At 71.9% G+C, this 13,042-nt stretch carries 8 protein-coding genes and 1 riboswitch; of the genes, 3 read left to right on the plus strand and 5 right to left on the minus strand.

Annotated features, from left to right (window positions below):
- Window positions 1-76: 76 nt before the first annotated feature.
- A complete protein-coding gene (locus ACFZDE_RS11520) occupies window positions 77-1,267 on the minus strand; it encodes an NlpC/P60 family protein (protein WP_391199489.1) in 1,191 nt (396 codons plus the stop codon).
- A 7-nt stretch (window positions 1,268-1,274) separates the two neighbouring features.
- A riboswitch (cyclic di-AMP (ydaO/yuaA leader) is annotated at window positions 1,275-1,448 on the minus strand.
- A 315-nt stretch (window positions 1,449-1,763) separates the two neighbouring features.
- Here ACFZDE_RS11520 and pcrA point away from each other — a divergent pair.
- The gene (gene pcrA, locus ACFZDE_RS11525) at window positions 1,764-4,280 is read left to right on the plus strand and encodes a DNA helicase PcrA (RefSeq protein WP_391199491.1); all 2,517 of its coding nucleotides are present in this window, start codon (window positions 1,764-1,766) and stop codon (window positions 4,278-4,280) included.
- 163 nt (window positions 4,281-4,443) lie between these two features.
- On the opposite strand, the gene ACFZDE_RS11530 is transcribed toward pcrA, so the two are convergent.
- Both ACFZDE_RS11530 and ACFZDE_RS11535 read right to left on the minus strand, forming a co-directional pair.
- Window positions 4,444-6,138: a peptidoglycan DD-metalloendopeptidase family protein gene (locus tag ACFZDE_RS11530; protein WP_391199493.1), complete on the minus strand. Its 1,695-nt coding sequence runs from the start codon at window positions 6,136-6,138 to the stop codon at window positions 4,444-4,446.
- Window positions 6,139-6,243: 105 nt separating this feature from the next.
- Complete coding sequence (locus ACFZDE_RS11535; RefSeq protein WP_391199495.1) at window positions 6,244-7,107, minus strand: alpha/beta fold hydrolase; 864 nt, start codon at window positions 7,105-7,107, stop codon at window positions 6,244-6,246.
- Window positions 7,108-7,774: 667 nt separating this feature from the next.
- Between ACFZDE_RS11535 and ACFZDE_RS11540 the strand changes: the two genes are divergently transcribed.
- Window positions 7,775-8,191, plus strand: coding sequence for a cobalamin B12-binding domain-containing protein (locus ACFZDE_RS11540; RefSeq protein WP_142160442.1), 417 nt, complete (start codon window positions 7,775-7,777; stop codon window positions 8,189-8,191).
- A 190-nt stretch (window positions 8,192-8,381) separates the two neighbouring features.
- Here ACFZDE_RS11540 and ACFZDE_RS11545 read toward each other — a convergent pair whose 3' ends face one another.
- Window positions 8,382-10,061, minus strand: a complete 1,680-nt coding sequence (locus ACFZDE_RS11545) for a DUF5691 domain-containing protein (RefSeq protein ID WP_391199497.1) — start codon at window positions 10,059-10,061, stop codon at window positions 8,382-8,384.
- A gap of 241 nt (window positions 10,062-10,302) precedes the next feature.
- Complete coding sequence (locus tag ACFZDE_RS11550) at window positions 10,303-11,655, minus strand: SWIM zinc finger family protein (protein WP_391199498.1); 1,353 nt, start codon at window positions 11,653-11,655, stop codon at window positions 10,303-10,305.
- 145 nt (window positions 11,656-11,800) lie between these two features.
- Between ACFZDE_RS11550 and ACFZDE_RS11555 the strand changes: the two genes are divergently transcribed.
- The gene (locus ACFZDE_RS11555) at window positions 11,801-12,940 is read left to right on the plus strand and encodes an AAA family ATPase (RefSeq protein ID WP_391199500.1); all 1,140 of its coding nucleotides are present in this window, start codon (window positions 11,801-11,803) and stop codon (window positions 12,938-12,940) included.
- Window positions 12,941-13,042: the final 102 nt, after the last annotated feature.

The following is a 13,042-nucleotide window of genomic DNA, read 5'->3' on the forward strand; positions in this document are numbered from 1 at the left end:
CGCCGATGCTAGAGAGCGCCACCCGGGTTGGGAGAGGGGCACGCGCGCGTGCCCCTCAAAAACGTGCCGGGACTGCTCAGGCCGGGCGCACCACGCTGTGGATCGCGGACTCGCCGTCGTAGTAGATCGACTCCTCGCGCACGTACGTGCCGGGCTTCGGGGCGTGGATCATCATGCCGTTGCCGATGTAGATCCCGACGTGGGTGACGTCGTCGTAGAAGAACACCAGGTCGCCCGGCTGGGCCTGGGAGAGCGGGACCGTGGTGCCGGCGTTCACCTGGTCGTAGGTGGTGCGCGGCAGGGTGACGCCCGCGGCCTTCCAGGCGGCCTGGGTGAGGCCGGAGCAGTCGTAGGAGCCGGGTCCGACCGCGCCCCACACATACGGCTTGCCGATCTGGGCGCGGGCGAAGGCGAGCGCCTTCTCGGCCTTGGTGGCGTACGAGGAGTCGGCCGGTGCCGTGGAAGAGGACGAGCCGGAATCCGACGAGCCCGAACCCGTCCCCGAGGAGGAGGACCCGCTGTCCTGCCGCTGTGCCGCCTCTTCCTGGGCCTTCTGCCGCGCGGCCTGCTCCCGGGCCAGCTCGTCGGCCTTGCGGGCGGCCTCCGCCCGCTTCTCCTTCTCGATCGCCGCGAGCCGGGCCTTCTCCTCGGCGGTCAGCTTCGACATCAGCTCGCGTGCGTCGGCGAGCTTGCGCTGGACGGTGGCCTTGGCGGTCTTCAGGCCGTCCTGCGATTCGGTGAGCGTCTGGAGGCTCTCGGTGGCCTCCCGGCGCTTCTTCATCGTCTCGGACTGCTGCGTGACGTAGTCGTCGACCGCGTCCTTCTGACGGCCGGTCATCCGGTCCATCAGCTGGGTCTGGTCGAAGTAGTCCTGAGGGGTGTCCGCGAGCAGGAACGTCGCGGTGTCCGGGGCGGCGGCGCCGGTGCGGTACTGGGCGGAGGCGAAGGAACCCAGCTCCTCGCGCGCCTCGTTGAGCTTCTGGGTGCGCTGGGCGACGTCGTCGAGGAGGGTGTCGACGCGCTTGCGCTGCTTCGCGGTCTTCTCCTTGGCCGCGTTGTACTTGTCGGTCGCCGACTCGGCCTGGCGGTACAGGTCGTCGACCTTCTTCTCGACTTCCTCCAGGCTGGGCTTGTCGTCGGCCGCGGGGGCGGCGTTGGCCGACTGGGACAGCAGGGCCACGGAGGTGAGAGCCGCCGTCGCGAGGGCGGGGGTCCGTATGCCTGCCACGCGCGTGCCCGTAGGACGCGACTTGCGGTGCGACGCCAAGGGAGGCGACTCCTTCCACGTTCCGCCTACCGAGTTAGCTGTCGGGTTCGGGCGGGTGGTTCGGAAGGTTTGCCCTACGGCCGTCTCCGGACAGGGAGTCGGGCCGATTCACCCCAGGTTCACGGTTGGGTCCCCGGCTCCGGCTGCCGCTGCGGCGTGCCGGACTCGGCGGAGGCCGCGCGGCCCGGCGACGTTCGCCGGTGGGGGTCATGCGGCCTGGTCGCACCGTAGCCAACTCGTGTGGCCCCTGTGAAGGTTGATGGGTGATATGCCCGATACATTTTCGTGACCTTACTCATGAGCGTCGCCGAGAGTGAGCGATCGAGGGCGATTGGTTGTGAGTCGTCCGCAATTGAGGGGGGTGTGGCAGGGCGTGATCGCACGGTCATGGAGGGCGACAATGCGCCGCCGGTCCGGCCCGTCAGGGGCCCGGCGCGGCCCGATGTTCTCGGGGCGGCGGCGGGCTGTCAGTGGGGCGCCCTAGACTCGGAGAGCGATGAGCAGCCTCTTTGACGACAACTTCCTGGCGAGCCTCCAGGCCCAGCGGGGCCCGGCCGACGAGCCCCCGCCGCCACCCGAGGACGATCACGTACCGGAGCCGGTTCCGGACGATCTGTTCGGCGGGAAGTTCGACGCGCCCCCGGACCGATGGGGGTCCCCCCGCTCGAGCGGAGCCGAGAGTGGGGGAGGCTACTACCGCGACGGCGCCCCCCGCCCGGTGATCGACTCCGCCGCGCTGCTGGAAGGGCTGAACGACAACCAGCGCGCCGCCGTCGTCCACTCCGGCTCCCCGCTGCTCATCGTGGCCGGAGCCGGGTCCGGCAAGACCCGTGTGCTCACCCACCGCATCGCGCACCTGCTCGCCGAGCGGGACGTGCACCCGGGCCAGATCCTCGCGATCACCTTCACCAACAAGGCCGCCGGCGAGATGAAGGAGCGCGTCGAGCAGCTCGTCGGCCCGCGCGCCAACGCCATGTGGGTCATGACGTTCCACAGCGCGTGCGTGCGCATCCTGCGCCGGGAGAGCAAGAAGCTCGGCTTCACCTCCTCCTTCTCGATCTACGACGCCGCCGACTCCAAGCGCCTGATGGCCCTGGTCTGCCGCGACCTGGACCTCGACCCCAAGCGCTTCCCGCCCAAGTCCTTCAGCGCCAAGATCAGCAACCTGAAGAACGAGCTGATCGACGAGGAGGACTTCGCCGCCCAGGCCGCCGACGGCTTCGAGAAGACCCTCGCCCAGGCCTACGTCATGTACCAGTCACGGCTGCGCGAGGCCAACGCCCTCGACTTCGACGACCTGATCATGACGACGGTCAATCTGCTGCGCGCCTTCCCGGACGTCGCCGAGCACTACCGCCGCCGCTTCCGGCACGTCCTGGTCGACGAGTACCAGGACACCAACCACGCCCAGTACGCCCTGGTGCGCGAGCTGGTCGGCACCCCCTCGGAGCACCCCGTCGACGTGCCGCCCGAGGCCGAGGTCCCGCCCGCCGAGCTGTGCGTGGTGGGCGACGCCGACCAGTCGATCTACGCCTTCCGCGGCGCGACCATCCGCAACATCCTCCAGTTCGAGGAGGACTACCCGGACGCCACCACGATCCTGCTCGAGCAGAACTACCGCTCCACGCAGACCATCCTCAGCGCCGCCAACGCCGTCATCGAGCGCAACGAGTCCCGCCGCCCCAAGAACCTGTGGACCAACGCGGGCTCCGGCGCGCAGATCACCGGCTACGTCGCCGACACCGAGCACGACGAGGCGCAGTTCGTCGCCGACGAGATAGACCGCCTCACCGACGCGGGCGAGGCGAAGGCCGGCGACGTCGCCGTCTTCTACCGCACCAACGCCCAGTCCCGTGTCTTCGAAGAGATCTTCATCCGCGTCGGCCTGCCCTACAAGGTCGTCGGTGGCGTCCGCTTCTACGAGCGCAAGGAGGTCCGGGACGTCCTGGCCTACCTGCGCGTGCTCGCCAACCCGGAGGACTCGGTGCCGCTGCGCCGGATCCTCAACGTCCCCAAGCGGGGCATCGGCGACCGCGCCGAGGCGATGATCGACGCCCTGTCCCAGCGCGAGAAGATCAGCTTCCCGCAGGCGCTCAAGCGCGTCGACGAGGCGTACGGCATGGCCGCCCGCTCCACCAACGCCGTCAAGAGGTTCAACACGCTGATGGAGGACCTCCGCACCATCGTCGAGTCCGGCGCCGGACCGGCCACGGTGCTGGAGGCCGTCCTGGAGCGCACCGGCTACCTCGCCGAGCTCCAGGCCTCCACCGACCCGCAGGACGAGACCCGGATCGAGAACCTCCAGGAACTCGCTGCCGTCGCCATGGAGTTCGAACAGGAGCGCGGTGAGGACGAGCAGGGCACCCTGTCCGACTTCCTCGAACAGGTCGCGCTGGTCGCCGACTCCGACCAGATCCCCGACGAGGAGGACGGCGACGGCGTCATCACCCTGATGACCCTGCACACCGCCAAGGGCCTGGAGTTCCCGGTCGTCTTCCTCACCGGCATGGAGGACGGCGTGTTCCCGCACATGCGCGCCCTCGGCCAGACCAAGGAACTGGAGGAGGAGCGGCGCCTGGCCTACGTCGGCATCACCCGCGCGCGCGAGCGGCTCTACCTGACCCGGTCCACCCTGCGCAGCGCATGGGGTCAGCCCTCCTACAACCCGCCCTCGCGGTTCCTGGAGGAGATCCCGCCGGCCCACGTGGAGTGGAAGCGGACGGGAGCGACCGCGCCCGCGGCCTCCGGGCCGGTCTCGGCGGTGGCGGCCTCGCTGTCGTCGTCCCGCTCGCGCTCGTCGGCGTCGGGCGCCTCCGGTTTCGCCACGCGCCGCACCTCGGAGAAGCCCGTGGTGTCACTGGCGGTCGGGGACCGCGTCACACACGACCAGTTCGGGCTCGGGACCGTCGTCGGAGTCAAGGGCACGGGCGGCAACGCCGAGGCGACGATCGACTTCGGCGACACCAAGCCCAAGCGGCTGCTGCTGCGGTACGCGCCGGTGGAGAAGCTGTAGCGCCCTGACCTGAGGACGCGCCGATGCGCCCCTGTCCGCTCGACGGGCGGGGGCCGCCGGGACGTTACGTCTCGGCGGACGGGAGCTGTCGGGACTCTACGTCTCGTAGGGCCGGGGTGCTGCCGGGACTCTACGTCTCGTAGGGCCGGGGGGCTGTCGGACGTTACGCCGGGTCGATGCCGTGGCTGCGCAGCCACGGGAGCGGGTCGATCGCCGAGCCGCCGCCCGGACGCACCTCGAAGTGCAGGTGCGGGCCGGTGGAGTTGCCGGAGTTGCCGGAGCGCGCGATCGGATCGCCGGCCTTCACGGTCGTACCCGAGGGGACCGTGTACGTGGAGAGGTGGCAGTACCACGTCTCCGTGCCGTCCTTCGCCGTCACGATCATCATGTTGCCGTACGCGCTGTTCCACTGTGTGCGGACGGTGCCGTCGGTCGCGGCCATCACGGTCGTGCCGTACGAGACGGGGAAGTCGATGCCGGTGTGCAGGGACATCCAGTTGATGCCGGACTGGCCGTAGTAGGCGCTGAGTCCGTGCCGGGCGACCGGCAGGGCGAACTTGGGGCGCAGGCGCTCCTTGCGCGCCGCCTCCTCGGCCGCCCGCTTCTTCTCGGCCGCCTGCTGTGCCTTGAGGTCGATGCGCTCCTGCGTACGGCTGGCCCGGTCGGCGAAGTCGTCGGCGCCTGCGGACAGGCTCTGCAACTGCGTGTCCAGCTTGTTGTTGGCGGCGGCCGGTTTGACCGGCTGCGCGTCCGCGGCGGTCGTCCGAGCCTCAGCGGCACTGTCGTCGGTGAACGTGCCGACGGAGGCGGCGGCGATCCCGGCGACACCCATCACACACGCCGAGGGCACCGCGATGGTCATCAGCGCCGAGCGCTTGGGGGGCGTACGGCGGCGGGAGCGGGAGCCGCCGGCGCGCGAGGCCGCCCGGGAGGACGGGGCCGCGGTGGCGTCCTCCTGGCCGTCCAGCAGCGGGGCGACGACGGGCAGTTCGCCGGTGGCGGCCGGCTCGGCACCGTCCGTGACGGGGTCGGGGTACTCGGCCCCGGCGGACTCGCCGTATGCGACCTGGTCGAAGGTCGCGGTCTCGAGCTGGTCGAACGGCGTGGGCTCGTGCTGCTCGAAGGTTTCGGCAGGGTGGTCGTACGCGTCGGGGGCCTGTGCGGCGGTGCCGTCGGAGTTCCACTGCGTCGCGTCGTAGGCGCCCGTGTCGAAGGCCTGCGTGCCCCACTCCCATTGCTGGGTGTGGTCGGCGGCATTGCCGGCCTGGTCGGGCTGGAGCCAGGCGGCCGCGTCCCACTGCCCGGTGGCGTCGGGGGGCGGGGCCTGGGAAGGGATGGCCGACATCGGCTGCTGCCCGGCCGTCCAGGTCGTCGTGTCGTAGACACCGGTGTCGTAGGCGGCGTGGTGCTGTGCCGCGTAGGCGTCGTAGTGCACGTTCTCGTGCGCGCCGGTGGGCCAGTGGCCGGTGTCGTAGCTGCCCGTGTCCTGGCCGCTGCCCGGCATGTCACCGAAGAGGGGGTCGGTCGCGAAGCTCGCGGTGGCATGCCCGGTGGCGTCGAAACCGGCGCCGTGGGTACCGGTGGTGGGGGCACCGGTGGCGTCAAAACCGGTGGCGGCGTAGTCGCCGTACGTGGTGAAGTCGCCGTACTGGGCTTCCTGGGTGCCGTACGGCGCGTAGGGCGCGGAGGCGGCGTCGGAAGCCGGAGCCGGGGTCATGGTCCCCGACGGGTGACGGTCGTTCACCAACTTCTCTTTCGCCTCGACAACAGGGGCTGCCAGAGCAGTGCGGCGACTGTACCCGGCGGTACGCGGGCACGACAATCTTCGGCAGGTTTCGCGCGCGCAGGAAACGGGCATTCGGCCGTGTTTTGGCGGACGGCGGGCACGGGTTTGGTTCTGTGTTCGAAGTTTGTTCGAGCTTGATCGGTGCTGTGCTGCCGAGTGATCGCTGTATGACGAGTCTCAGGCGACGGTCAGACCGACGGTGTGTTCGGTGGACGGTTCACCCGGCCGGGCCGTGTCGAGGACCTGCCGTATGCCGTTGGCGACCGCGGGGTGCACGGGCAGGGCGAGATGACCGATGCCGGTCACGCGCACGTTCTGCGCCATCAGGTCGGGATGGTCAATACGGGCCGTCTCCGGCGGTTCCATCACATGGTCCAGGTCGCTCCAGAAGCCGACGAAGTGCGTACGGCAGTCAGGGGCGGGCAGCGTGAGCTCCTCGAGCACCGGTGAGCCGGGGCGCATCTGGCGCACGATGGGGTGCGCGTTCGCCACGGGCATCACTCGGGTCCCCGTGTGCGGCGTGCCGAGCGTGACAAGGGTCCGCACGCGTGCGTCGCCGCCGAGCCGCTGCACGTAGTAACGCGCGATCAGGCCGCCGAGACTGTGCCCGACCACATCGATCTGCCCGGCCCCCGTGCGCTCGCAGATCTCCTCGATACGGCGGCCCAGCAGCTCGGCGGCGGCGCGTATGTCGCTGGTCAGCGGCGAGTAGTTGAGGGTCTCGATCTGCTGCCTGCCGTGCTGGGCGAGGCTGCGGCGCAGCAGGACGAAGACCGAGCGGTTGTCGATGAAGCCGTGCAGCAGCAGGACCGGAGGCTTGGCCTGTGTGGGCAGTTGGGCGGCGCCGTCCGCGGGCAGGGCCGGGACGGGGGTGCGCCGCTCCTGGGTGATGCCGGACGGATAGAGGAGGAGATGTCCGGCCAGGATCGCGATCTCCAGGGCGGTGGCCTTCAGGAGGGCCAGGGAGAGTCCTGTGAGCCTGCCTGGCAGCAGGCGCTCGCAGAACGGAAGAAAGGGCAGAGCCGCCCTGGTGACCTTCATGGCCGACCTCCTGTCGGCACGCGGGAGGACGACTCCGCCCCCGTTGTGCTCTCGTGGGAAGCAGCTGCGAAGACGGCCGGGCGATGACCGCGACGGCGGCGTGAGCCGCGTGAGAGCCCTGCGACGTGAGCCGCGTGAACCCGGTGAGCCGCGAGGGCAGAGCGCGGCGTGTGGCGTGTGTGACGCCGGTGGTGCGACGGGGGTCCCCGATCGGTGGGGTGACGAGGTTCCCCGTCGGCGCGCCGTGTCTGCCCCGCGTGCGGTTCGAGTGGTGCGGGTGGTGCGTCGTGTGCGTCGTGTCTCGGTGGTGCGGGTGGTGCGGGTGGTGCGGGTCGTGCGGGTGGTGCCTGCGGTGCGTGCGATGCCAGTGGTCCGTGCGGTGCGTGCCCTGTGTGTCTTCGCTGAGGTGTCGTGGCGCCGTGGTGCGTGGTGGATGCGGCGGCACGGCGACCTCGGTGCAGCTCCCCTTGCGCTTGTCCCATCGTGTGATTTCCCCCTCGCTATCCACCGCGAAACTGCCGGTTGCGGGATCCTGGAGATAACGTTCGTTCACTTGCCGCCCGGATGGTTCGGGGCGGGGTGTCCGTACGGTGCGGCGTGTACGGCGTGCCCGAAGTGTGCGGTACTTGTCGGTACGGATGGATGTAGTCGCTTCATGGAGGCAGTGATGGGTGTGGCAGCCGGTCCGATCCGCGTGGTGGTGGCCAAGCCGGGGCTCGACGGCCACGATCGCGGGGCCAAGGTGATCGCGCGGGCCCTGCGCGACGCCGGTATGGAGGTCATCTACACCGGCCTCCACCAGACTCCCGAGCAGATCGTCGACACGGCGATCCAGGAGGACGCCGACGCGATCGGGCTGTCCATCCTCTCCGGGGCGCACAACACCCTCTTCGCGGCGGTGATCGAACTGCTCAAGGAGCGGGACGCGGAGGACATCCTGGTCTTCGGCGGCGGCATCATCCCCGAGGCGGACATCCCCCTGCTGAAGGAGAAGGGCGTCGCGGAGATCTTCACCCCGGGCGCGACGACGGCGTCGATCGTGGACTGGGTCAGGACCAACGCCCGCCAGCCCGCGCAGGCGTAGAGGTCCGGGCAGGTCCGGGACTCCGCGCGGGCGTGATCTCCGGGCAGGCGGCCCTTGGCCGGTCTGTCCGGTTCGCTGGGATGCGGCGACTGTCTCTCGCGACCCCGCCCAGCGCGCCGGCATGCTCCGGCCCAGGCCGGAGAGCCGGGCGGCGAGACGCGGCGCGCTTCGCCGAAGCCGCGGTCGGGGGTCAGGGGCCGCCCAGTTCCTCCGTCATCGCCGCGCGCAGCCGCAGGGTCGTGACCAGACGCTGGAAGGCTTCCGCCCAGTAGCCGCCGGCACCCGGGGACGCGTTCTCCGGATCGTCGGGCACGGCCAGCAGTGCGTCGAGCCGGGCGGCCTCGGACGGATCGAGGCAGCGCTCGGCCAGACCCATCACTCCGCTGAAACTCCATGGATAACTCCCCGCGTCCCGAGCGATGTTGAGCGCGTCCACCACCGCCCGGCCGAGCGGTGTCGCCCACGGCACCGCACACACCCCGAGCAACTGGAAGGCTTCGGACAACCCGTGCGCGGCTATGAAGCCGGCCACCCACTCGGCCCGTTCGGCGGCGCCCAGCGTGCCGAGCAGCTTGGCGCGTTCGGCCAGGGACACCGCACCCGGACCACCCGCGTCCGGCGCCGACGGCTCGCCGAGCAGCGCCCGTGACCACGCGGCGTCCCGCTGTCGCACCGCCGCCCGGCACCATGCCGCGTGCAGTTCGCCCTGCCAGTCGTCCGCCACCGGCAGTGCCACGATCTCCCGGGGAGTGCGCCCGCCGAGCCGTTTCGACCAGGTCGCGAGCGGTGCCGCCTCCACCAGCTGACCGAGCCACCAGGACCGTTCGCCACGCCCCGCGGGGGCCTTCGCCACGACGCCGTCGCGCTCCATGCCCGGGTCGCACTCGTGCGGAGCCTCGACGGCGATCGTCGGAGCGCTCTTCGCGGCTGAGGCCGCTTCCGCGTCCTCGGCGCCGGTCCCTCCCGGTGGTGCGCTCCGCATGTGGTCGATGGCCACACACGCCTCCGCCCTGACCGCCATCCGCGCGGCCAACGCCGAACCGGGCAGCGCGGACAGCAGTTCCGCCGCCGTCGCGCGGACGTTGCGGCTGCGGTCGGCCAGGGCCTGCTCCAGGAACGGCTCGTCGTCCGGACCAAGACCGGCGCGCAGGGAGTCGAGGAACATCAGCCGGTCCTCGGCCCGTTCCGTCGCCCAGGTCGTCGCGAGCAGGTCGCGTGCGGCGGAGGGTTCGCGCGAGCGCAGGGCGGACAGCAGGGCGACTCGTTCGGCGAACAGGCCCTCCTGCCACAGCCGCTGGACCTTCTCGTCGTCCTCCGGGTGCGGCAGGGCCGCTCCACCGCCCGGGGTCGCGCGCAGGGCGAACCGCCAGTCCGGGTTCAGCCGGGCCAGCCACAGGGCACGAGGCCCCGCGAACTCCAGTGCCGCCGACCGCAGATCGGTACGGGCCCGGGCCGCGTCGAGCAACGCCGGGAGCGCCTGCGGAGGCGGTGCGAACCCACGGGCGTTCGCCACCGCGAGCCACTGCGGCAGCAGTTCCGTCAGATCGGGAGCGGCACCGCGACGGCCGCCGCCGGACGGTCCGGGCCGGTCGGCCAGCAGCATCGCGAGTCTGCGGGCGGCCGCCGGGGGCAGGGCTGGACGCGGGTCCTCCGGGGCGGTCTTGAGGCGCTCGGCCGCCCGCGCCGGACGCCGGCCGGCCCGTCGTCGTACGGTCTCCACGGCTGCCGTGTCCAGCAGGGCCGTGGGTGCGTCCGGGCCCGGCGCGGCGCCCGGCGGCGTGCGCCGGTCGGTGCCCAGCAGCGCGGTGGTGACGAGCCCCTCCCAGACGTCCGCGCCGGGCGCGTCCACAGGAGCGGAGGTCCTGGCCATGAGATTCCTTTCCGCGGGACATCCGGTGGGTGAAGGCTCGCCCTCACCGGTTGGCCCGTGCTGCCTGAGGGATTCGTGGGTCGGTGGGACGGGTTGGGTCGGTCGCTGTGATGCCCGCCGGATCGGTCGTCGTGATGCCCGTCGGACCGGTCGATGTGCGGTGAGGGGGCGTGCAGTCGGCTCGGCCCAGCGTGCCCGCGTCGCCCGGTGCTCAGCACAGCCCGACCGCGTCACCCCGCGCTCAGCTCAGCGCGACCGCGTCACCCGGGCCGTCGGGCCAGGCGGTCAGCGGGGTGAAGCCCTGGTGGCCGTACTCGCCGAAGACCCTGACCGGGGCGCCGCCCGACAGGGCGACGAGCCGCCACAGACCCGGCCGGGAGCGCGCGGCGGGAGTGAGGGGCAACGCCGTGTCCTCGTCGGCGTCCGCCAGTTGCCAGGAGTCGCCGTCCGGGGCCGGAACGACTCGGTCCAGCGTCACCGGGACGGAGTCCAGCCACGGATCGTCGCGCAGGGCGTCGCCGTAACGGGCCGCCGCCTGCGACGTGGACGTCCCCGGTGGGCGTATCGCCGCCGGCGCGGGCGGGGCGAACTGCTCGCCCAGGGCCACCCGTAGCCGCCCGGCACCCGGATACGCCGACACCTCCGCCTCCAGGGCCAGTCCCACCGGCAGCGCGAGCTCCGGGGCGCGGCCCGCGGCGCCGTAGGAGAGGAGCAGGACGGTGCGGTGCGAGTCGGCGCCGTGCAGCCATATCCGGCGGGTCGTCAGGCGCGGGTCCGTCGTGTCGTACTGGGCGAGGACCAGCCAGCGATCGCGCAGCGGCGGGCCGTCCGCGGCGGCCGGGAGGCCCATGCGGGAGCGGACCGTGGCCGCGAGGCCGTCCGGGAGCCGCTCCCGGCGCAGCCAGCCCTGACAGAGGAGGTGCAGCAACGCGCACTCCTCCAGCAGGCGCACCGGCCAGCCCGCACCCGTGGACGGGATCGCCCCCAACTCCCGCACCCGCGCTGCCAGCCCCTGGGCCTGGGCGTCGACCATGCGGGCCGCCGTCTCCTCCCAGAGGCCGTACCCCGACTGGTCCGCGGTCGCGAGACCGCCGCGCAGCAGATCGGCCAGCCGCTGCTCCAGCTCCACCGCGCCCGACGTGACCCGCTCGGCCCGGCGCTCCGCACGGCGGCGCGCCGCCTCCGGGTCAGCGGAGGCGGACGGCGCACCGGAGGCGTCCCCGGCTTTCTTCTCCGCGCGTCTGCGCCGCCCCGCGGTCCACTCCTCGGCCCACTCCGGCGCCTGCCCCGGCGGCACGGCCGCGTCGTCGGCGGCCCAGAGCAGCAGCAGCCCGAGCGCGTGCTTGCACGGGAACTTGCGGCTCGGGCAACTGCACTTGTACGCGGGGCCGACGGCATCCGCGACGTCCACGACCGTCTGATACGGCTTGCTGCCGCTGCCCTTGCACAGCCCCCACACCGTCCCCTCGTCGGAACTCCCCGCCTCGGACCACGGCCCTGCCGCGCCGAGTTTGCTTCCCGCTTTGCGTGATGCGGCGTCAGGCGCCAGTGCCAGCACCTGGTCCGCCGTCCAGCGCACCCCCAGCTGAGTCATGCCATCGAAGGTAGATCCCACCACTGACAATCAGGCCCGCGAGCGGACCCCGCAGGGAGTTTTCGCAGGTCGGAACGCATTGTCAGTGGTGTGGTGCAACGTTGGTGCCAGATCCGAACCGGCCGAGCTGGAGGGGGACTTTGCCATGACTGTGTCCACTGTGTCCGTGGAGCCGACGTCCGTCGAAGCGGGGGAGACGGCAGCCGCTCAGGCGTTGCGACCGCACGCCGAGGACGCCTTCGCGCAGGAACTCGCCGCGCTCGCCGCCCAGGACGACCGGCCGCGCCCGGCCCGCTGGAAGCTGTCACCGTGGGCCGTAGCGACGTATCTGCTCGGCGGCACACTGCCGGACGGCACCGTGATCAGCCCCAAGTACGTCGGCCCGCGCCGCATCGTCGAGGTCGCCGTCACCACGCTCGCCACCGACCGCGCCCTGCTCCTGCTCGGCGTGCCCGGCACAGCGAAGACGTGGGTGTCCGAGCACCTGGCCGCGGCCGTCAGCGGCGACTCCACGCTGCTGGTGCAGGGCACCGCCGGCACCCCGGAAGAGGCCATCCGCTACGGCTGGAACTACGCACAGCTGCTCGCCCACGGCCCGAGCCGCGACGCCCTCGTGCCGAGCCCCGTCATGCGGGCCATGGCGGAGGGCATGACGGCCCGCGTCGAGGAGCTGACCCGGATCCCGGCCGACGTACAGGACTCGCTCATCACGATCCTGTCGGAGAAGACGCTTCCGATACCGGAGCTAGGCCAGGAGGTGCAGGCGGTCCGCGGGTTCAACCTGATCGCCACGGCCAATGACCGCGACCGCGGGGTCAACGACCTGTCCAGCGCCCTGCGCCGCCGTTTCAACACGGTGGTGCTGCCGCTGCCGGAGAGCCCCGAGGCGGAGGTCGACATCGTCTCGCGGCGCGTCGACCAGATCGGCCGCTCCCTCGACCTGCCGGCCGCACCCGACGGGCTGGCCGAGATCCGCCGGGTCGTCACGGTCTTCCGTGAACTGCGCGACGGGGTCACGACGGACGGCCGGACGAAGCTGAAGTCGCCCAGCGGCACGCTGTCGACGGCCGAGGCCATCTCCGTCGTCACCAACGGGCTCGCCCTCGCCGCTCACTTCGGCGACGGCGTGCTGCGGCCGGGCGATGTCGCCGCGGGCATCCTCGGCGCGGTGGTCCGCGACCCGGCGGCGGACCGGGTCATCTGGCAGGAGTACCTGGAGACGGTGGTCCGCGAGCGGGACGGCTGGAAGGACTTCTACCGCGCCTGCCGCGAGGTGAGCGTGTGAGCGACACGGGGTGGTGGCGTCGGGCGGTGGGGCGGCGGCCAGGGCGGTGTGACGGCGGCGCGAGCGGTGTCACGGCGGCCCTGGGCAGTGGCGGCCCCGGGC

It is taken from the genome of Streptomyces sp. NPDC007929 (assembly GCF_042959065.1).
In the GTDB taxonomy this organism is placed as follows: domain Bacteria; phylum Actinomycetota; class Actinomycetes; order Streptomycetales; family Streptomycetaceae; genus Streptomyces.